The following is a 20,066-nucleotide window of genomic DNA, read 5'->3' as shown; positions in this document are numbered from 1 at the left end:
TAATCCCGGGGCGATCATGAAGGTGTCTTATAACCGTGTATTTCTGCCGGAAGGATTGCCAATCGTCTGCTACAATCGCGCCTCATTTTTAAGATGGATAGCATTTTTGTATGGTTTCCGAAACTAAAACCACAGAAGCGCCGGGCTTACGCCGTGAATTAAAGGCGCGTCACCTGACGATGATTGCCATTGGCGGTTCCATCGGTACAGGTCTTTTTGTTGCCTCTGGCGCAACGATTTCTCAGGCAGGTCCGGGCGGGGCATTGCTCTCGTATATGTTGATTGGCCTGATGGTTTACTTCCTGATGACCAGTCTCGGTGAACTGGCCGCATATATGCCGGTTTCCGGTTCGTTTGCCACTTACGGTCAGAACTATGTTGAAGAAGGCTTTGGCTTCGCGCTGGGCTGGAACTACTGGTACAACTGGGCGGTGACTATCGCCGTTGACCTGGTTGCTGCGCAGCTGGTTATGAGCTGGTGGTTCCCGGATACACCCGGTTGGATCTGGAGTGCGCTGTTCCTCGGCGTTATCTTCCTGCTGAACTACATTTCGGTCCGTGGCTTTGGTGAAGCAGAATACTGGTTCTCACTGATCAAGGTTACGACGGTTATTGTCTTTATTGTTGTCGGCGTGCTGATGATTATCGGTATCTTCAAAGGCGCACAGCCTGCGGGCTGGAGCAACTGGACAATCGGCGAAGCACCATTTGCTGGTGGTTTTGCGGCAATGATCGGCGTGGCAATGATTGTCGGCTTCTCTTTCCAGGGAACCGAGCTGATCGGTATTGCTGCAGGCGAGTCCGAAGATCCGGCGAAAAACATTCCACGCGCGGTACGTCAGGTGTTCTGGCGAATCCTGTTGTTCTATGTGTTCGCGATCCTGATCATCAGCCTGATTATTCCGTACACCGATCCGAGCCTGCTGCGTAATGATGTGAAAGACATCAGCGTCAGTCCGTTCACCCTGGTATTCCAACACGCGGGTCTGCTCTCTGCGGCGGCGGTGATGAACGCTGTTATTCTGACGGCGGTGCTGTCAGCGGGTAACTCCGGTATGTATGCGTCTACTCGTATGTTGTACACCCTGGCGTGTGACGGTAAAGCGCCGCGCATTTTCGCTAAATTGTCGCGTGGTGGCGTGCCGCGTAACGCGCTGTATGCGACGACGGTGATTGCCGGTCTGTGCTTCCTGACCTCGATGTTTGGTAACCAGACGGTATACCTGTGGTTGCTGAACACCTCTGGTATGACAGGCTTTATTGCCTGGCTGGGGATTGCGATTAGTCACTACCGCTTCCGTCGCGGTTACGTATTGCAGGGACACGACATTAACGATCTGCCGTACCGTTCAGGCTTCTTCCCACTGGGGCCGATCTTCGCATTCATTCTGTGTCTGATTATTACTTTGGGCCAGAACTACGAAGCGTTCCTGAAAGACACCATTGACTGGGGCGGCGTAGCGGCAACATATATTGGTATCCCGCTGTTCCTGATTATCTGGTTCGGATACAAGCTGATTAAAGGAACTCGCTTCGTACGCTACAGCGAAATGAAGTTCCCGCAGAACGATAAGAAATAAGTTTCCTCCCTTCCTTGCTAAGCCCTCTCAACCGAGAGGGCTTTTTCAATTCTATTTCCCTGACAAATCATGCGGATATAAATTTTAACATTTGGATTGATAATTGTTATCGTTTGCATTATCGTTACGCCGAAATCAAAAAAGGCTGACAAATCAGGGGCTGTTCCGGCTTTCTGGGATGATCACCTGCATACAAATAAGTCCACCGCGATGCTGCCGTACGCAAGGGGACGTGAAGAAGATGTGAGCGATAACCCATTTTATTTTCGTAGTTACCTCATGGAGATATGGAATGTTTAGGTTGAACCCTTTCGTACGGGTCGGGCTGTGTTTGTCCGCTATTTCTTGTGCATGGCCTGTGTTAGCGGTCGATGATGATGGCGAAACGATGGTTGTCACTGCATCTTCCGTTGAGCAAAACCTTAAAGATGCACCCGCCAGTATCAGCGTCATTACCCAGGAAGACCTGCAGCGAAAACCGGTACAGAATCTGAAGGATGTCCTCAAAGAAGTGCCTGGCGTACAACTGACGAACGAAGGGGATAACCGTAAGGGCGTTAGTATTCGTGGTCTGGACAGCAGTTACACCCTGATTCTTGTCGATGGTAAACGCGTTAACTCCCGCAATGCCGTTTTCCGCCATAATGATTTCGATCTGAACTGGATACCTGTCGACTCCATCGAGCGTATTGAAGTGGTCCGTGGCCCGATGTCGTCGCTGTACGGTTCCGATGCGCTCGGCGGTGTCGTGAATATCATCACCAAAAAAATCGGTCAGAAATGGTCGGGTACCGTTACTGTCGATACCACCATTCAGGAACATCGCGATCGCGGTGATACCTATAACGGTCAGTTCTTTACCAGCGGACCATTAATTGACGGCGTGCTGGGAATGAAAGCTTACGGCAGCCTGGCAAAACGTGAAAAGGATGACCCACAAAACTCAACGACCACCGATACCGGAGAAACGCCGCGTATTGAAGGATTCTCCAGCCGCGACGGCAATGTGGAATTTGCCTGGACACCGAATCAAAATCACGATTTTACCGCTGGATATGGTTTTGACCGTCAGGATCGTGATTCCGACTCGCTGGACAAAAACCGCCTGGAACGTCAGAACTACTCCGTTAGCCATAATGGGCGTTGGGATTACGGCACCAGCGAACTGAAATACTACGGTGAGAAAGTCGAAAACAAAAACCCTGGCAACAGCAGCCCGATTACTTCCGAAAGCAATACGGTCGATGGTAAATACACGTTGCCACTGACGGCGATTAATCAGTTTGTTACGGTTGGCGGTGAATGGCGTCACGACAAACTTAGCGATGCAGTAAACCTGACCGGAGGAACAAGCTCCAAAACGTCTGCCAGCCAGTACGCGCTGTTTGTGGAAGATGAATGGCGGATCTTCGAGCCGCTGGCGCTGACGACCGGCGTGCGTATGGACGATCACGAAACCTACGGTGAACACTGGAGTCCTCGTGCCTACCTGGTTTACAACGCCACCGACACCGTAACGGTGAAAGGGGGCTGGGCGACGGCATTTAAAGCACCTTCTCTGTTGCAACTTAGCCCTGACTGGACGAGCAATTCCTGCCGTGGCGCATGTAAGATTGTGGGTAGCTCGGATCTGAAACCTGAAACCAGCGAAAGTTGGGAGCTGGGGCTTTACTACATGGGTGAAGAAGGCTGGCTGGAAGGGGTTGAATCCAGCGTGACCGTTTTCCGCAACGATGTAAAAGATCGTATCAGCATCAGCCGTACGTCTGACGTCAATGCTGCTCCGGGCTACCAAAACTTTGTCGGTTTTACAGCGGACGGTGTGCCAGTATTCAGCTACTACAACGTTAACAAAGCACGTATTCAGGGCGTGGAAACCGAACTGAAAATTCCGTTCAACGATGAATGGAAACTGTCGATCAACTACACCTACAACGATGGTCGTGATGTCAGCAACGGCGAAAACAAACCGTTGTCCGATCTGCCGTTCCATACCGCTAACGGTACGCTGGACTGGAAACCGCTGGCGCTGGAAGACTGGTCATTCTATGTTTCTGGTCACTATACCGGGCAGAAACGCGCCGACAGCGCGACGGCTAAAACTCCGGGCGGTTATACCATCTGGAATACCGGCGCGGCCTGGCAGGTGACCAAAGACGTCAAACTGCGTGCGGGTGTGCTGAACCTTGGCGACAAGGATCTCAGTCGTGACGACTACAGCTATAACGAAGATGGACGTCGTTACTTTATGGCAGTGGATTATCGCTTCTGATGCGAAGATGCCCGGCGTGGATCCCGCCGGGCATAATCCCAGAAATTCGCTTCTGGCTTTATAACCGATGAAATTTTGCCAGTAAGGCCAGTGAAAATGTTGTCAGCAAAATGGTAATGACTGCGTAAATATACACTCCTGACCATTCCCAACTGTTTTTCACCATAATAACTGGAAGCCCTGCCATTGCCGCGCCTAAATAACTAAACAAGCCCCTGAATCCAGTAATGGAACCTGCCGCATCTTTATGCGTAACATCAAGACACCCGACAGCGAATAACATATGCGGTCCATACAATGCAAACCCCATGATTGTAAACAGAATAGCCGTTAATGTGTAGGAGACGTCCTGCACCAGCGGTACGAGAACGATGCAAATACATAAAGCGATGGCAAAGATTAATCCTGTCATCCAGCGGTTACTTTTAAACATGAAATCGGACAAGTACCCCGCCAGTAATCCCCCAGCAAGTCCACCTGCTTCAAACCAGGATATAATGGAGTTCGCTTTAATCAGGCTCCAGTTATGAACCTGAGAATAATAAATTTGTGGCCAGTCATTGAGGATGGTGCGTGCAATATAGACCGACATATCCCCGAGGATAATGAGCCAAACTAATGGGTTGGTAAGAATATATTTAACGAATATTTGCCAAAAACTGAGATCAACCGGACTTGCTTTAACTTGTGCAAGTTCTGTCGGGTCGTTGCGCCACTTACCGACGTTAGGCAAACCGAGCGTGCCGGGACGATCTTTTATCGTAAACAAGGCAACAATCCCCATAATCAGTGAGATTACACCCGGAACATAAAAGCCCATCTTCCAGCTGCCACTAAAAGCAATAGCAAAGCTTGTCAGGAGAGGCGCAAGACTACCGCCAATATTATGCGCAGCTTCAACAACTGCCCACCAGCGTCCGCGTTCATTTTTCGAGAACCACGAGGCCATAATTTTTGCCATTGGCGGAAAACTGGTACCCTGGAGAATAGCATTAAGGCTATACAGGATATAGAACGCAGCAACGCTGTCTGAAAAACCGAAAAGAATGTTAACAATACCGACGCCAATAAGTACGGGGCCAGTCATCGCTCGTGGGTTAATTTTATCGACTAACATGCCACCTACAAACTTCATGGAGCCATAAAGAATGTAAAAGACCGACGACATGATAGCGAAATCTTGTGCGGTTAATGACGTATCCGTTAACATCGCTGGCATGGCCGCAGAGAAATTCTTGCGGGTTAAGTAAAATACGGCATAAGAGATAAATACAGAGGTGATGATTTCAATGCGAAATTTTTTATAAGTATGATCAACTTCTTCTTTTGGTTTGACCACCGGTTGGTCGGCCTGGCTGAAAATAAATTTTTTCAAACTCATTGTGAGTTTCCTTTTCTGTGAACCTTATGGCGCTATAATTTTTCTTCTATAAAAAAGAGAAGCGACTCGAAACCATTAAAATTAATCTGGTCAGCAATTTTTTCCCGGGTTTTAGATTTTGCTTTCCATGCCACGCCATTTCCGGCATGCAAAAGCATAGGAATATCATTGGCACCATCTCCACAGGCAATGATGTTTTCACGGCAGATAGCTAACTCTGTCGCTAAATTTATCAGGGTTTGCTTTTTCTTTTCTGCATTCATAATAGGTAAGGTAATTGTATCAGTTAACAGATCTTCCTTAATGCGCACAGAGTTAGAAAATGCAAAATCAAGTTGATATTTTTCCTTCAATCGCTCAGTAAAAATATCCAAACCTCCAGATATAATTGCCGTCTTGAATCCTTTTTCTTTTAGTATGGGAAGAATAGTTTCAAGACCTGGTGAAAGAGTCATCTGTTCACAAACTTGATGCAATATATCTTTATGCGTTCCTTTAAGCATGGCAATTCGCCGGGTAAAACTGGTATCAAAATCGATTTTCCCTTCCATCGCTTCACGGGTCAGTGCGGTGATTTTTTCAGAGATGCCGAGTCTACGGGCTATTTCATCGACACCTTCTTCTTCAACAAAGGTGGAATCCATATCAAAGGCAATAATTCCCTGATCCGGCAAGACCCTGGGTTTACGGAAAAAATCAAACTGATGATTATCAGCACGGTGACGTAAACCAGCATAAAAAGCAGGGTTGGTAACATCATCTGGTAATACTAGCTTTAGATACTCTTTATTTATTTGCCCACTGTAATTCGTTGTTAGCGAAAACACCGAGGGGGAAATCTTTAAATGTTGCAGATAATCTTCCAGACATTTTTGGGTGATGTCGATGCCTGTTGGCGACAAGAAATAAATAATCGTCATTTACCGCTCCTTTTTATCTGCAATGATTATAATAAGATTTCATAGAGGCTGATGTATCTGACAATCACAGTTGTGAATGTTAAATAAAAGATAAAAAAGTACTTTTTTTGATACTTTGAAATAATAAGATACTAAAAGTACCATTTTTGATATCTTTACCAGGATATAAAGAATAACTATTTTTCAACGTTGAAGGAATCATTTAAAAATATGGAAAGCTGCATAGATATATTCAAGATAGTTATTGGTCCATCCAGTTCCCGCACAGTCGGGCCAATGCGTGCGGCTTATAATTTTGTGTCACAATTGAAACAGCAAGAAATGTTACCTTTGTTGCGGAAAATTGATGTCGAACTTTATGGTGCGCTGTCATTAAGCCGCAAGTGCCATAATGTTGATGTGGCGATTTATCTCGGTTTGCAAGGACACTTACCTGACAGCGTTGACATTCGCATGGAAATGTCCGCCATCAGGCGTGCAGAAACTGAGGCGACGCTGGAAGTTATGCCTGGTGTCAACGTCAGTGTATCCATTCTTTCTAATCTACAAGCGCATCCGGGGCACCCTTATGCGATGACATTTCGTGCCAGAGATGACTGGTTTACACTTTATGAAGAAACCTGGTTTTCTATCGGCGACGGTCAAGTGCTAAAAGCAGGAGAGGCGATTATTCCTCCATCAGTCACTCCACATCCTTTTGAATTCCAGAACGCAAACGAATTATTAAAACTTTGTCAGCAAAATGGATTATCTGTCGCGGCATTAATGATGAAAAACGAACTGCACTGCCAGACAGCAGCTTTTTTGCATGACGATCTTCATAAAAAATGGGAAGTAATGAAGGATGCGGTTTATCGCGGGATGCATACAGAAGGATTACTTCCAGGTCCGTTTCAGGTTAACCGTCGTGCCTGTGCTTTATATAAATCGTTGCAGTCAAAGGGGTTTTCCAATGACTTCCTGACTACGCTCAATTGGGTCAATACTTTTGCCATTGCGGTGAGCGAAGAAAATGCTGCGGGTGGACGTGTCGTGACAGCACCCACCAACGGCGCGAGCGGTATTATCCCGGCTGTACTGTGCTGGTATGATAAATTCATTCACGAGCTTGATACATACTCCGTTACCCGCTTTTTACTGACCGCTGGTGCCATCGCCATTCTGTTCAAAAAAAATGCCTCTATTCTGGGTTCTGAAGTTGGATGTCAGGGGGAAATAGGTGTTGCCAGTTCAATGGCGGCAGCAGGATTAGCAGAACTTATGGGCGGGTCAGTGGCTCAGGTACTTAGCGCGGCAGAAATTGCGATGGAGCATCATTTAGGTTTGACCTGTGATCCAGTTGGCGGGCAGGTACAAATTCCTTGTATTGAACGAAATGCTATTTCAGCTGTGAAAGCTATCAACGCAACGACGATGGCGTTGAGTCGCATAAGCGAGCCGTGCATTACGCTGGATGAGATAATTTCCGCGATGTATGAAACCGGAAAGGATATGAGCGCTAAATACCGTGAAACTTATCATGGCTGTCTGAGCAAATTGCAGCCAAGAAAAAAGGATGCGTAAGATGAAATATAATACGATGAATAACAACGAAATTATTTTATCACTGTGCGCTCGCATTAAAGAAACGCGTATCTCATTATCATTGACCCAACAGCAGTTAGCCGAGCGTGCATTGGTGGGCATAGCAACGGTCAAGCGGATTGAAAAGGGGGGAAGTTTAAATCTTGATACTCTCATTTCTCTTCTGCGCGCGCTGAATAAATTGCAAAATCTCGATGCCATATTGTTCGAAGCAGAAATGCGTAATTTCAACGAAAATAGTTCCAGCGGCGAAGGGGCAGGGCGACTACAGGTACGCCAGCAACTGACAGATTTAAACCAGAAGTCTCCAGCCCCGCACGCAGATGACCATAATTTTAGTACGGCGCTGGAAAATACCCTCTGCTGGTGATTATTCCTGTAAATACTGCGCATGGAAGCGCAGGTGATCCTCTATAAAAGAGGCAATAAAGTAGTAACTGTGATCATATCCCGGCTGAATACGCAGCGTCATCGGCCACGCTTTTTGACGCGCGGCTTCTGCCAGCACTGCGGGTTGTAGCTGGTCGGCAAGAAACTGATCATTATCGCCCTGATCAATCAGTGTCGGGATCGCATCCTGCGCATTACTCGCATACATCAGCGCGCAACTGTCCCATTCCATCCAGTCATTTTTATCCTCACCCAGATAAGTGCTAAACGCTTTTATTCCCCACGGGACGCTGCACGGATTCACAATCGGCGCAAAGGCGGAAACACTGGTGTATTTGCCAGGATTTTTCAGCGCCATAATCAATGCGCCGTGACCCCCCATGGAATGACCGCTAATAGCGCAGCGATCGCTGACGTTAAATTGCGATTGAATGAGAGTCGGTAATTCATCGCGCAGATAATCGTACATCCTGTAATGCGTCGCCCACGGTTTTTGTGTGGCGTTGAGATAAAACCCCGCGCCCTGACCTAAATCGTAGCCCTCATCGTTGGCAACTTGTTCGCCGCGCGGACTGGTGTCTGGCATCACCAGTACAATCCCCAGTTCCGCCGCTACGCGTTGGGCCCCCGCTTTGGTGGTGAAGTTCTCGTCATTGCAGGTTAATCCGGAGAGCCAGTACAGCACCGGCGGCGGGGTGTGATCGCGAGGCGGTGGAAGAAAGATGCTGAACGTCATCGGGCAATTTAAGGTACTGGAGTCGTGCCGCCAGCGTTGTTGCCAGCCTTCAAAACAGCGGTGCTCTTCGAGCATTTCCATGCGTGGCTCCTTGTTGTGTTGTTTGCAATTTCTTCATCATACCGTTTATTCAATGTGCTGTGAGTAACTTTCACTTCCGTATATACATAACGATGTTTTAACATCTGCTGATGAAAGGCAGCGGCAATTACAATAATTATCGCTGTGAATACTGGATTATGTGCGCCGCCTCACGCACAATAATCAGGCTGTAAATCAGCTTAATAACTTTGCCCCCACGCAGGGCGGAGGCGTCACACCTGCAGGAGAAATCATAAATGCCATCACTCAGTAAAGAAGCGGCCCTGGTTCATGAAGCGTTAGTTGCGCGAGGACTGGAAACACCGCTGCGCCCGCCCGTGCATGAAATGGATAACGAAACGCGCAAAAGCCTTATTGCTGGTCATATGACCGAAATCATGCAGCTGCTGAATCTCGACCTGGCTGATGACAGTTTGATGGAAACGCCGCATCGCATCGCTAAAATGTATGTCGATGAAATTTTCTCCGGTCTGGATTACGCCAATTTCCCGAAAATCACCCTCATTGAAAACAAAATGAAGGTTGATGAAATGGTCACCGTGCGCGATATCACCCTGACCAGTACCTGTGAACACCATTTTGTTACCATCGATGGCAAAGCGACGGTGGCTTATATCCCGAAAGATTCGGTGATCGGTCTGTCAAAAATTAACCGTATCGTGCAGTTCTTTGCCCAGCGTCCGCAGGTGCAGGAACGTCTGACGCAGCAAATTCTCATTGCGCTACAAACGCTGCTGGGCACCAATAACGTGGCTGTCTCTATCGATGCGGTACATTACTGCGTGAAGGCGCGCGGCATCCGCGATGCAACCAGTGCCACGACAACGACCTCTCTTGGTGGATTGTTCAAATCCAGTCAGAATACGCGCCACGAGTTTCTGCGCGCTGTGCGTCATCACAACTGATTAAAAGGCAGGAACCATGGAGCGCAACGTCACGCTCGATTTTGTTCGCGGCGTCGCCATTCTGGGGATCCTGCTATTAAACATCAGCGCCTTTGGGTTACCAAAGGCGGCTTATCTCAATCCCGCCTGGTACGGCGCTATTACGCCGCAGGATGCATGGACCTGGGCATTACTCGATCTCATCGGTCAGGTGAAATTCCTCACGCTTTTTGCGTTGCTGTTTGGTGCTGGCCTGCAAATGTTGCTACCCCGTGGCAAACGCTGGATCCAGTCGCGGTTAACACTGTTAGTCTTGTTGGGCTTTATTCACGGTTTATTGTTCTGGGACGGCGATATTCTGTTGGCTTACGGGCTGGTGGGCTTAATCTGTTGGCGGCTGGTGCGCGATGCGCCATCGGTAAAAAGCCTGTTTAATACCGGCGTCATGCTTTATCTGGTGGGGCTTGGCGTTTTGCTGTTGTTGGGGTTGATTTCAGACAGTCAGACCAGCCGCGCCTGGACGCCGGATGCATCGGCTATTTTGTATGAAAAATACTGGAAGCTTCATGGCGGCGTTGAAGCGATCGGTAACCGTGCCGATGGAGTTGGGAACAGTTTACTGGCACTGGGCGCACAGTATGGCTGGCAACTGGCAGGGATGATGCTAATTGGCGCGGCGCTGATGCGCAGTGGCTGGCTGAAAGGGCAGTTTAGCTTGCGCCATTATCGGCGTACCGGTTTTGTGCTGGTGGCGATTGGGGTGATCATTAACCTTCCAGCGATCGCCCTGCAATGGCGGCTGGACTGGGCATATCGCTGGTGCGCCTTCTTACTTCAGATGCCGCGGGAACTGAGTGCGCCGTTTCAGGCGGTTGGCTATGCGTCGCTGTTTTATGGTTTCTGGCCGCAATTGAGCCGCTTTAAGCTGGTGCTCGCGATCGCCTGCGTCGGACGGATGGCGCTGACCAACTATCTATTGCAAACGCTGATTTGTACCACGCTTTTTTATCACCTCGGTTTGTTTATGCAGTTTGACCGTCTGGAATTGCTGGCGTTTGTTATTCCGGTATGGCTGGCGAATATTCTTTTCTCTGTTATCTGGCTGCGTTACTTCCGTCAGGGGCCGGTGGAATGGCTCTGGCGTCAGTTAACTTTGCGTGCTGCCGGACCTGCATTATCTAAAACATCAAGATAACGATCTGGATCACATTCATTAACAAAATGGTTGTAACCGTTTCCATTGCTGTGACTCGATTCACGAAGTCCTGAATTCAGTGCTGACAAAATAGCCGCCAGCAAGCAGGCATTTACTGCAATCTCATAACAGGTAGTGAATATGATCACCATTCGTGATGTAGCGCGTCAGGCTGGCGTCTCTGTGGCAACGGTTTCCCGGGTGCTCAATAACAGCACGCTGGTCAGTGCCGACACGCGTGAAGCAGTAATGAAAGCAGTGAGCGAGCTGGATTATCGGCCAAACGCCAATGCCCAGGCGCTGGCAACTCAGGTTAGCGATACCATTGGCGTGGTGGTAATGGACGTTTCTGATGCGTTTTTCGGCGCGCTGGTAAAAGCGGTGGATCTCGTCGCCCAGCAGCACCAGAAATATGTGCTAATAGGTAATAGCTATCATGAAGCGGAAAAAGAGCGTCATGCCATTGAGGTGTTAATTCGCCAGCGTTGTAACGCGTTGATTGTTCATTCAAAAGCGTTAAGCGATGATGAATTAGCGCAGTTTATGGATAACATTCCCGGTATGGTGTTAATCAACCGCGTTGTGCCAGGTTACGCCCATCGTTGCGTTTGCCTGGATAATCTCAGTGGTGCCCGAATGGCCACGCGCATGTTGCTCAATAATGGTCATCAACGTATTGGTTATCTTTCTTCCAGCCACGGCATTGAAGATGATGCCATGCGCAAAGCAGGCTGGATGAGTGCGTTGAAAGAGCAGGATATTATTCCGTCGGAAAGCTGGATTGGCACTGGCACCCCGGACATGCCAGGCGGTGAGGCGGCGATGGTTGAACTGCTGGGGCGCAATCTACAACTTACCGCTGTATTTGCATACAACGACAATATGGCCGCTGGCGCACTGACGGCATTAAAAGATAATGGTATTGCGATTCCGTTACATCTCTCAATCATCGGTTTCGATGATATTCCCATCGCTCGTTACACCGACCCACAATTAACGACCGTGCGTTATCCTATTGCTTCGATGGCAAAATTAGCTACCGAACTGGCCTTACAAGGGGCAGCAGGCAACATTGATCCTCACGCCAGCCACTGTTTTATGCCGACGTTAGTGCGTCGCCATTCTGTCGCAACGCGCCAGAATGCGGCAGCGATCACTAACTCAACAAATCAGTCGATGTAACCGCTTTCAATCTGTGAGTGATTTCACAGTATATTAACAATGCGATAGCTATGATTGCACCGTTTTAACGCTGTAACCTGCATGTAACAGTGAATCATCACTTTCACCGAGGTAATAGCGTCATAACAACAATTAAAGCCTTTTCTGGAGCGTTACCGGGCATGGAAGAACGAATTTTAAAAAGTGAGCTTCGGCGTTCAGTAACACTTCATTAACTCTACTGCCCCGCCGAGCATTTATCTCAAGCACTACCCTGCATAAGAAAAACCGGAGATACCATGAATAAGAAGGTGTTAACCCTGTCTGCTGTAATGGCCAGTATGTTATTCGGTGCCACTGCACACGCTGCTGATACCCGTATTGGTGTAACAATCTATAAGTACGACGATAACTTTATGTCTGTTGTGCGCAAGGCTATCGAACAAGATGCGAAAGCCGCGCCAGATGTTCAGCTGCTGATGAATGATTCTCAGAATGACCAGTCCAAGCAGAACGATCAGATCGATGTATTGCTGGCGAAAGGGGTGAAGGCACTGGCGATCAACCTGGTTGACCCGGCAGCTGCGGGTACGGTGATTGAGAAAGCGCGCGGGCAAAACGTGCCGGTGGTTTTCTTCAACAAAGAACCGTCTCGTAAGGCGCTGGATAGCTACGATAAAGCCTACTATGTCGGCACTGACTCCAAAGAGTCCGGCATTATTCAGGGCGATTTGATTGCTAAGCATTGGGCGGCAAACCAGGATTGGGATCTCAACAAAGACGGTCAGATTCAATTCGTACTACTGAAAGGTGAACCGGGCCATCCGGATGCAGAAGCACGCACCACTTACGTGATTAAAGAGCTGAATGACAAAGGCATCAAAACTGAACAGTTACAGTTAGATACCGCTATGTGGGATACCGCTCAGGCGAAAGATAAGATGGACGCCTGGCTGTCTGGCCCGAACGCCAACAAAATCGAAGTGGTTATCGCCAACAATGATGCGATGGCAATGGGCGCAGTAGAAGCACTGAAAGCACACAACAAGTCCAGCATTCCGGTGTTTGGTGTCGATGCGCTGCCAGAAGCTCTGGCACTGGTGAAATCTGGTGCACTGGCGGGCACCGTATTGAATGATGCTAACAACCAGGCGAAAGCGACCTTTGATCTGGCGAAAAACCTGGCCGATGGCAAAGGTGCGGCTGATGGTACCAACTGGAAAATCGACAACAAAGTGGTCCGCGTACCTTATGTTGGCGTAGATAAAGACAACCTGGCTGAATTCAGCAAGAAATAAGACTGATTGGGCGCAGTCGTTTACTGCGCCCTTATTGTATGGCCAACAAGGTAAAATTATATGGTCAGCTCAACGACTCCGTCTTCCGGGGAATACTTGTTGGAAATGAGCGGTATCAACAAGTCTTTTCCGGGTGTTAAGGCACTTGATAACGTTAATTTAAAAGTCCGGCCACATTCTATCCATGCATTAATGGGGGAAAACGGCGCAGGAAAATCAACATTATTAAAATGCCTGTTTGGTATTTATCAAAAAGACTCCGGCACCATTTTGTTCCAGGGTAAAGAGATCGATTTCCATTCTGCCAAAGAAGCACTGGAAAATGGTATTTCGATGGTACACCAGGAATTAAACCTGGTATTACAACGTTCGGTGATGGACAACATGTGGCTGGGGCGGTATCCCACCAAAGGCATGTTTGTCGATCAGGACAAAATGTACCGCGAAACCAAAGCGATTTTTGATGAGCTGGATATTGATATCGATCCGCGTGCGCGCGTCGGCACATTATCCGTTTCGCAAATGCAGATGATCGAAATCGCCAAAGCGTTTTCCTATAACGCGAAAATTGTGATTATGGATGAACCGACATCTTCGTTAACTGAAAAAGAGGTCAATCATCTTTTCACTATTATTCGTAAATTAAAAGAGCGCGGCTGCGGTATTGTTTATATCTCGCATAAAATGGAAGAAATCTTCCAGTTATGTGATGAAGTCACCGTATTGCGCGACGGTCAGTGGATCGCTACCGAACCGCTGGCAGGGCTAACGATGGACAAGATCATCGCCATGATGGTTGGACGCTCTCTTAACCAGCGTTTCCCTGACAAAGAAAACAAGCCGGGCGAAGTGATTCTGGAAGTGCGTAATCTGACGTCGCTGCGCCAGCCGTCGATTCGCGATGTCTCGTTTGATCTGCATAAAGGGGAGATCCTCGGTATTGCCGGTCTGGTGGGGGCGAAACGTACCGATATTGTTGAGACGTTATTTGGTATTCGCGAGAAATCGGCTGGCACCATTACGTTGCACGGTAAAAAGATCAATAACCATAACGCTAACGAAGCCATAAACCACGGATTTGCACTGGTAACTGAAGAGCGCCGCTCAACGGGAATTTATGCCTATCTGGATATTGGCTTTAACTCGTTAATTTCCAATATCCGCAACTACAAAAATAAAGTTGGCTTGCTGGATAACTCGCGGATGAAAAGCGATACCCAGTGGGTAATTGATTCGATGCGGGTAAAAACGCCGGGACATCGTACGCAAATTGGTTCACTCTCCGGCGGTAATCAGCAAAAGGTAATTATTGGGCGCTGGCTGCTAACGCAACCAGAAATATTAATGCTCGATGAACCAACGCGCGGTATTGATGTCGGAGCGAAGTTTGAAATTTATCAGTTAATTGCCGAACTGGCGAAGAAAGGCAAGGGGATTATTATTATTTCCTCCGAAATGCCAGAGTTGTTAGGGATAACAGACCGTATTCTGGTCATGAGCAATGGTCTCGTTTCCGGAATTGTCGATACAAAAACAACAACGCAAAACGAAATTCTGCGTCTTGCGTCTTTGCACCTTTAAGATTAGGGGCCTCCCATGAGTGCGTTAAATAAGAAAAGTTTTCTTACTTACCTGAAAGAGGGCGGTATTTACGTCGTTCTTTTAGTTTTGCTGGCGATTATTATTTTCCAGGACCCAACTTTTTTAAGTCTGTTGAACTTAAGTAATATTCTCACCCAGTCATCGGTGCGTATTATTATCGCGCTTGGTGTGGCAGGATTAATTGTCACCCAGGGGACCGACCTTTCTGCGGGACGTCAGGTAGGGCTGGCAGCCGTGGTGGCAGCGACGTTATTGCAGTCCATGGATAACGCTAACAAAGTATTCCCGGAAATGGCGACGATGCCGATTGCGCTGGTAATTCTGATTGTCTGTGCCATTGGCGCGGTGATCGGTTTGATCAACGGCCTGATTATCGCTTATCTCAACGTGACGCCATTCATTACCACGCTCGGCACGATGATTATCGTCTACGGCATCAACTCGCTCTATTACGACTTTGTCGGGGCGTCGCCAATTTCTGGTTTTGACAGTGGCTTCTCTACCTTTGCTCAGGGCTTTGTTGCGCTGGGGAGCTTCCGTCTCTCTTACATCACTTTCTACGCGTTGATTGCGGTGGCATTCGTCTGGGTGTTGTGGAACAAAACCCGCTTCGGCAAGAACATTTTTGCCATTGGCGGTAACCCGGAAGCGGCGAAAGTTTCTGGTGTCAACGTTGGCCTGAACCTGCTGATGATCTACGCGTTGTCTGGTGTGTTCTATGCCTTTGGCGGGATGTTAGAAGCCGGACGTATCGGCTCTGCCACCAACAACCTCGGCTTTATGTATGAGCTGGATGCTATCGCAGCGTGTGTGGTGGGCGGTGTATCGTTCAGCGGTGGTGTAGGGACGGTGATTGGTGTGGTGACCGGGGTAATTATTTTTACCGTCATCAACTATGGCCTGACGTACATCGGCGTAAACCCATACTGGCAGTACATCATCAAAGGGGCGATTATTATCTTCGCCGTAGCGCTGGATTCACTGAAATACGCGCGTAAGAAATGATGTGAATGTGGGTATTGCCGGATGCGCCGCATCCGGCAATCGGTGCCAAATGCCGGATGCGTCTCTGATTTTACAACGTTACCGGGTGTTCTTTCTCTCCCTTCTTAAACTTCACTTCCCCGAGATCAATACAACCAACCGGGCAAACATGACCACAAAGCAGACAACCCACGCACTTCTCGGTATTACAATGCGGTGTGCGCGTTTTCTCGCTCCATTCCATCGCCTGGTGACCGCCGTCGTAACAGGAAATATAACAGCGTCCACAGCCAACACATTTATCGAGATTGATATGGGGATAGACGATATAGCTACGGTCTAAATCTTCCGCCGGGACAATATTGTGATTCGCCAGACCTACCATCTCCTGCAACGAATCAAATCCCTGATCGGCGAGATAATGCGATAACCCGCTCGCCATATCTTCCACTATCCGATACCCGTACTGCATAATGCCGGTGGTCACCTGTAACGTTGCTGCGCCGAGCAATAAAAACTCTGCCGCATCTTCCCAGGTTTCAATACCGCCGATACCGCTGATCGGGAAATCGCGCAGCTCTGGATGGGTGCGCATTTGCTGAATAAAGCGTAGGGCGATCGGTTTTACCGCTTTACCGGAATATCCGGAAATACTCGATTTACCGTTAACGATCGGCATACCAATTTTCTGATTAAGATCGATATTGGTGATGGATTTAACGGTATTAATCGCCGCAATGCCATCTGCGCCGCCGCGCTTCGCAGCCAGCGCCACTTCGCACATATCACCGATATTCGGCGTCATCTTCGCCAGCATCGGCAGCGTAGAACCACGTTTCACTGCCCGACAATATTTTTCTACCAGCTCCGGGCTTTGCCCGACATCGCTACCCATCGCATGAGAAGTCATTTGCGGACAGGAGAAGTTACACTCAATCATATCGGCACCAGCTTCTTGCACCAGGCGCGCCAGCTCTTCCCACTGCTGCTCATTTTCCCCCATGATTGAAGCTATCAATACTTTGTCCGGATAATCTTCTTTCAGCCGACGCAGGGCGGCCAGATTCTCCTCCAGAGGATGCTCGGCAATCTGCTCCATATTTTTGAAGCCGATAAAACCGGTATCTTCTTTCACCAGATGATCAAAACGTGGTGAGACTTCGTTGGCGATAAAAAAGCCGATCGTTTTAAATACCACGCCACCCCAGCCCGTGTCGTAGGCTTTGGCGCACATCTCATAGCAGTTGCCTACCGGCGAAGAAGAGAGGCAGAACGGGTTGGGAAACTTCACGCCGCAAAAGGTAATCGAAAGATCTTTCGTTAACATGAGCAAGCTCCCTCTAAATAGTGATGAATCGCCTCAGCGGCTTCTTTCCCGGTTTTCACGGCATAAACCACGGTTTTGTCACCCTCAACAATATCGCCAGCAGCAAAGACTTGCGGGTCGCGGGTCTGGTAATTTTGTGTTTTGATGGTGTTACGCTGCGGCTCTAACTCCGCAAAGGCATCCAGTCTGGCATGCTGACCGACGGCGAGAATAATTTTATCTGCCGCCATCGTCAGTTCGCCCGGTAAGCGTACATGCTTAAACGTGACTTTATTGCCTTCCACGGCCACTGGTGTGAATCCATCGATGATCGAAACGCCCAACTCCCGGGCGCTGGCAAACTCTTTTTCGCTTGCCGGAAACTCATCTAACTCTTCACGTGCTACGCAGGTTACCGCCTGACAGCCGAGAACTTTCAGCGTGCTGGCAACGTCCATCGCGACATCACCGCCGCCGATAATTAATGCGCTTTGTGGAATGCTGATATCGCCCTGCGCCTGCCGTGCACGTTGCAAGAAGTCGACGGCAATCTCAACGTCGCTATGCTCAAACAGCGGTAGCCCGGAACCGCCCGACAACCCTACGGTGACAAGTACTGCGCGGTTTTCCGCTTTCAGTTGCTCCAGGGTGAGTACTTTACCGATTTCGTTATTGCACTTAATGGTCACCCCCATTTTTTCGATACGGGCGATCTCTGCATCCAGCACGGTTTGCGGCAAACGAAATTGCGGAATACCGTTACACAGCCAGCCACCGGGTTGCGCTTCTTTTTCATAAATAGTGACGTCGTACCCCATATTTGTCAGCGTCACGCTGGCCTGCAATCCAGCAGGACCTGCGCCAATAATGGCGACTTTGCCGAGCGTTTTAGTACCAGGCTGATAAATTTCCATCCCGGTTTGTTGTTCAAAATCAGTGATAAAACGCTGTAAGCGACCGATATCAATGGGATCATCAACACCGGCACGGGTACAACCGCTTTGACATAATTTCTCCGTTGGGCAAACTCTGGCGCATACAGCACCTAAGGCATTATTTTCGCGAATTGTCTCGGCAGCGCCTTTAAAATTACGAAAGTAGATTGAGCGAATAAATTTCCCCGGATCGGTTTGTGCCGGGCAAGCCTGACTACAGGGAGCGTCGTGACATAATAAACAGCGAGAGGCTTCTTTAATCGCCAGTAAAGGCGTAAAAGCCGGAGTGAGTTCATCCAGATAATTTTGTTGCGGCATGTGATCTTCCTTAATGCTATGAGTAATTAAGGCGAACGCTAAATATACTCGTCATACTTCAAGTTGCATGTGCTGCGTCTGCGTTAGCTCACCCCAGTCACTTGTCGCCTTCCTGCAACTCGAATTATTTAGAGTAAATATTGCGTGCTGATATTAAGGCTAAGCGTGTGGGGAAATTTAAACTGTGAAAGAATTCACAAATAGCTGCGGTTCAGAATGTTATATCCGCAGCTTATTGACTGAAGTAATAATTATTCTCAATAATTAACAGGGGAGGGACAATATTAACGATAGAAAATAAGATAAATAATCATACCAATAGATAAAATTCCGAAGCCACTATATGCCACTATATAAGCAAAGAAAAGTCCGGGATTTTTTGCTCGCCAGACATACACCGGTTCCGCTGCATTTTTAACCCGTTTATCAATCGCGCCTGCACGCCAGCCTTTCCATGCTTCGCGAAAACAAAATATCGGGATAAGGAAAAAAACGGCAACCACAAAAAACTGCTGTACATCCATAACTACTTTCCTTGTTTCTTCTGTAATTCAAGTAACTGTTCGGGCGTGACGGCGGGATACCCCTGTGCATCTTCCGGCACCTGGTGCATAGCCGGAATAGGCACAAGCGGCCCTAAAAAGCGCGGTTCACGTTTAAAAATATAAAGGTCAGCCAGCGCACCGAAACGGGCGGCAAATTCGCGAATACGTACTGACAGCATATCTTTTGGCGACGGTACGGCATAACACTGGGCCTGAATCCCCATATGTAGCGCTATAAATAATGCCCGCTCACAGTGGAAACGTTGGGTGATAATAATGAAATCATTAGTATCAAAAACTTTGCGTGTACGGACGATGGAATCCAGCGTACGAAAACCTGCGTAATCGAGGACAATATCTGATGGGTCGACACCTGCGGCGATTAAATCTTTGCGCATGGTCTTTGGCTCATTATAACTTTGCAAAGCATTATCGCCGCTCAGTAATAGATAATTTACCTTGCCGCTGTTATAGGCATTAATCGCTCCTTGAATACGGTAGCGATAATACTGATTAATTACGCCAGTACGATAATATTTTGCTGTGCCGAGCACCACGCCGACCTGGCGGTAGGGGAGATCCTGCAATTCGTCGTAGATATAAGGCGCGGTTTTCCAGCTCATCCAGCGATCGAGGCCGAGCACAGTCAACAGCAGCAAGCCGATCAGGACTAACAGGCTGTAGAACACGCGCTTTAACATGCAGGAGACTCGATCTAAGGAAAATTTCCATCAGGCTACTTTACCCGCTGGTTTTGCGCAAGAAACGGCAAACTGTTTGCCGGGATTTTCGACACCGGGAGAGAGCTGGCAAGTATGATGCGACGTTTATCAGTGTGTCAGACCTGAAGGCGGCCGGATAAGGCGTTCACGC

17 protein-coding genes are annotated in these 20,066 nt (G+C 48.4%); 10 read left to right on the top strand and 7 right to left on the bottom strand.

The features are described 5' to 3' along the window. Positions 1-110 precede the first annotated feature (110 nt). Entirely contained in the window at positions 111-1,580 is a 1,470-nt protein-coding gene (gene lysP / locus QUE74_RS14055) for a lysine-specific permease (RefSeq protein WP_000253277.1), read from the top strand. Positions 1,581-1,872: 292 nt separating this feature from the next. Next, positions 1,873-3,852: a catecholate siderophore receptor CirA gene (gene cirA / locus QUE74_RS14050; protein WP_000489262.1), complete on the top strand. Its 1,980-nt coding sequence runs from the start codon at positions 1,873-1,875 to the stop codon at positions 3,850-3,852. A 58-nt stretch (positions 3,853-3,910) separates the two neighbouring features. On the opposite strand, the gene QUE74_RS14045 is transcribed toward cirA, so the two are convergent. Both QUE74_RS14045 and serB read right to left on the bottom strand, forming a co-directional pair. Beyond that, positions 3,911-5,233 (bottom strand): MFS transporter, encoded by a 1,323-nt coding sequence (locus tag QUE74_RS14045; RefSeq protein WP_000053687.1) that lies wholly within the window; start codon positions 5,231-5,233, stop codon positions 3,911-3,913. 32 nt (positions 5,234-5,265) lie between these two features. After that, complete coding sequence (gene serB, locus QUE74_RS14040; protein WP_000152723.1) at positions 5,266-6,153, bottom strand: phosphoserine phosphatase SerB; 888 nt, start codon at positions 6,151-6,153, stop codon at positions 5,266-5,268. Between the two features lie 210 nt (positions 6,154-6,363). Here serB and QUE74_RS14035 point away from each other — a divergent pair, with 210 nt between their 5' ends. Next, positions 6,364-7,716, top strand: coding sequence for an L-serine ammonia-lyase (locus QUE74_RS14035; RefSeq protein WP_000443201.1), 1,353 nt, complete (start codon positions 6,364-6,366; stop codon positions 7,714-7,716). A gap of 1 nt (position 7,717) precedes the next feature. Next, the gene (locus QUE74_RS14030) at positions 7,718-8,107 is read left to right on the top strand and encodes a helix-turn-helix domain-containing protein (protein WP_001353094.1); all 390 of its coding nucleotides are present in this window, start codon (positions 7,718-7,720) and stop codon (positions 8,105-8,107) included. Here QUE74_RS14030 and yeiG read toward each other — a convergent pair whose 3' ends face one another. Then, entirely contained in the window at positions 8,108-8,944 is an 837-nt protein-coding gene (yeiG, locus tag QUE74_RS14025; protein ID WP_000425466.1) for an S-formylglutathione hydrolase, read from the bottom strand. 257 nt (positions 8,945-9,201) lie between these two features. On the opposite strand from yeiG, the gene folE reads away from it, so the two are divergent. From folE to mglC, 6 genes are all read left to right on the top strand, one after another. Further along, positions 9,202-9,870, top strand: a complete 669-nt coding sequence (folE, locus tag QUE74_RS14020; protein ID WP_001139613.1) for a GTP cyclohydrolase I FolE — start codon at positions 9,202-9,204, stop codon at positions 9,868-9,870. A 16-nt stretch (positions 9,871-9,886) separates the two neighbouring features. Further along, entirely contained in the window at positions 9,887-11,044 is a 1,158-nt protein-coding gene (gene yeiB / locus QUE74_RS14015) for a DUF418 domain-containing protein YeiB (RefSeq protein ID WP_000440924.1), read from the top strand. A 141-nt stretch (positions 11,045-11,185) separates the two neighbouring features. Continuing rightward, positions 11,186-12,226 (top strand): HTH-type transcriptional regulator GalS, encoded by a 1,041-nt coding sequence (galS, locus tag QUE74_RS14010; protein ID WP_000628667.1) that lies wholly within the window; start codon positions 11,186-11,188, stop codon positions 12,224-12,226. 278 nt (positions 12,227-12,504) lie between these two features. Continuing rightward, positions 12,505-13,503, top strand: coding sequence for a galactose/glucose ABC transporter substrate-binding protein MglB (gene mglB, locus QUE74_RS14005; protein ID WP_001036980.1), 999 nt, complete (start codon positions 12,505-12,507; stop codon positions 13,501-13,503). Positions 13,504-13,563: 60 nt separating this feature from the next. Then, the gene (gene mglA / locus QUE74_RS14000; protein WP_000255032.1) at positions 13,564-15,084 is read left to right on the top strand and encodes a galactose/methyl galactoside ABC transporter ATP-binding protein MglA; all 1,521 of its coding nucleotides are present in this window, start codon (positions 13,564-13,566) and stop codon (positions 15,082-15,084) included. A 15-nt stretch (positions 15,085-15,099) separates the two neighbouring features. Then, positions 15,100-16,110, top strand: a complete 1,011-nt coding sequence (gene mglC / locus QUE74_RS13995) for a galactose/methyl galactoside ABC transporter permease MglC (protein ID WP_001275118.1) — start codon at positions 15,100-15,102, stop codon at positions 16,108-16,110. Positions 16,111-16,180: 70 nt separating this feature from the next. On the opposite strand, the gene preA is transcribed toward mglC, so the two are convergent. The 4 genes from preA to sanA form a co-directional block, all read right to left on the bottom strand. Continuing rightward, a complete protein-coding gene (gene preA, locus QUE74_RS13990; RefSeq protein WP_000956067.1) occupies positions 16,181-17,416 on the bottom strand; it encodes an NAD-dependent dihydropyrimidine dehydrogenase subunit PreA in 1,236 nt (411 codons plus the stop codon). Then, positions 17,410-18,648: an NAD-dependent dihydropyrimidine dehydrogenase subunit PreT gene (preT, locus tag QUE74_RS13985; protein WP_001136352.1), complete on the bottom strand. Its 1,239-nt coding sequence runs from the start codon at positions 18,646-18,648 to the stop codon at positions 17,410-17,412. The genes preA and preT overlap by 7 nt, the downstream gene beginning before the upstream one ends. Positions 18,649-18,932: 284 nt before the next feature. Next, positions 18,933-19,172: a DUF2542 family protein gene (locus tag QUE74_RS13980; RefSeq protein WP_000383089.1), complete on the bottom strand. Its 240-nt coding sequence runs from the start codon at positions 19,170-19,172 to the stop codon at positions 18,933-18,935. A 2-nt stretch (positions 19,173-19,174) separates the two neighbouring features. Next, positions 19,175-19,894 (bottom strand): outer membrane permeability protein SanA, encoded by a 720-nt coding sequence (gene sanA, locus QUE74_RS13975; RefSeq protein WP_000920073.1) that lies wholly within the window; start codon positions 19,892-19,894, stop codon positions 19,175-19,177. Positions 19,895-20,066 lie beyond the last annotated feature (172 nt).

This window comes from Escherichia sp. 10290, from assembly GCF_030295155.1.
Classification (GTDB): Bacteria; Pseudomonadota; Gammaproteobacteria; order Enterobacterales; family Enterobacteriaceae; genus Escherichia; species Escherichia coli_F.
The sequence above is the reverse complement of the archived record's forward strand: the minus strand, read 5'-3'. Positions and strand labels throughout refer to the sequence as shown.

Bases quoted from the DNA above. Each gene is read 5' to 3' on its own strand.
- mglC (WP_001275118.1), top strand. From the start codon at position 15,100: ATGAGTGCGTTAAATAAGAAAAGTTTTCTTACTTACCTGAAAGAGGGC.
- QUE74_RS14045 (WP_000053687.1), bottom strand. From the start codon at position 5,233: ATGAGTTTGAAAAAATTTATTTTCAGCCAGGCCGACCAACCGGTGGTC.
- serB (WP_000152723.1), bottom strand. From the start codon at position 6,153: ATGACGATTATTTATTTCTTGTCGCCAACAGGCATCGACATCACCCAA.
- yeiB (WP_000440924.1), top strand. From the start codon at position 9,887: ATGGAGCGCAACGTCACGCTCGATTTTGTTCGCGGCGTCGCCATTCTG.
- QUE74_RS13980 (WP_000383089.1), bottom strand. From the start codon at position 19,172: ATGGATGTACAGCAGTTTTTTGTGGTTGCCGTTTTTTTCCTTATCCCG.
- mglB (WP_001036980.1), top strand. From the start codon at position 12,505: ATGAATAAGAAGGTGTTAACCCTGTCTGCTGTAATGGCCAGTATGTTA.
- QUE74_RS14030 (WP_001353094.1), top strand. From the start codon at position 7,718: ATGAAATATAATACGATGAATAACAACGAAATTATTTTATCACTGTGC.
- yeiG (WP_000425466.1), bottom strand. From the start codon at position 8,944: ATGGAAATGCTCGAAGAGCACCGCTGTTTTGAAGGCTGGCAACAACGC.
- galS (WP_000628667.1), top strand. From the start codon at position 11,186: ATGATCACCATTCGTGATGTAGCGCGTCAGGCTGGCGTCTCTGTGGCA.
- preA (WP_000956067.1), bottom strand. From the start codon at position 17,416: ATGTTAACGAAAGATCTTTCGATTACCTTTTGCGGCGTGAAGTTTCCC.
- preT (WP_001136352.1), bottom strand. From the start codon at position 18,648: ATGCCGCAACAAAATTATCTGGATGAACTCACTCCGGCTTTTACGCCT.
- folE (WP_001139613.1), top strand. From the start codon at position 9,202: ATGCCATCACTCAGTAAAGAAGCGGCCCTGGTTCATGAAGCGTTAGTT.
- cirA (WP_000489262.1), top strand. From the start codon at position 1,873: ATGTTTAGGTTGAACCCTTTCGTACGGGTCGGGCTGTGTTTGTCCGCT.
- sanA (WP_000920073.1), bottom strand. From the start codon at position 19,894: ATGTTAAAGCGCGTGTTCTACAGCCTGTTAGTCCTGATCGGCTTGCTG.
- mglA (WP_000255032.1), top strand. From the start codon at position 13,564: ATGGTCAGCTCAACGACTCCGTCTTCCGGGGAATACTTGTTGGAAATG.
- QUE74_RS14035 (WP_000443201.1), top strand. From the start codon at position 6,364: ATGGAAAGCTGCATAGATATATTCAAGATAGTTATTGGTCCATCCAGT.
- lysP (WP_000253277.1), top strand. From the start codon at position 111: ATGGTTTCCGAAACTAAAACCACAGAAGCGCCGGGCTTACGCCGTGAA.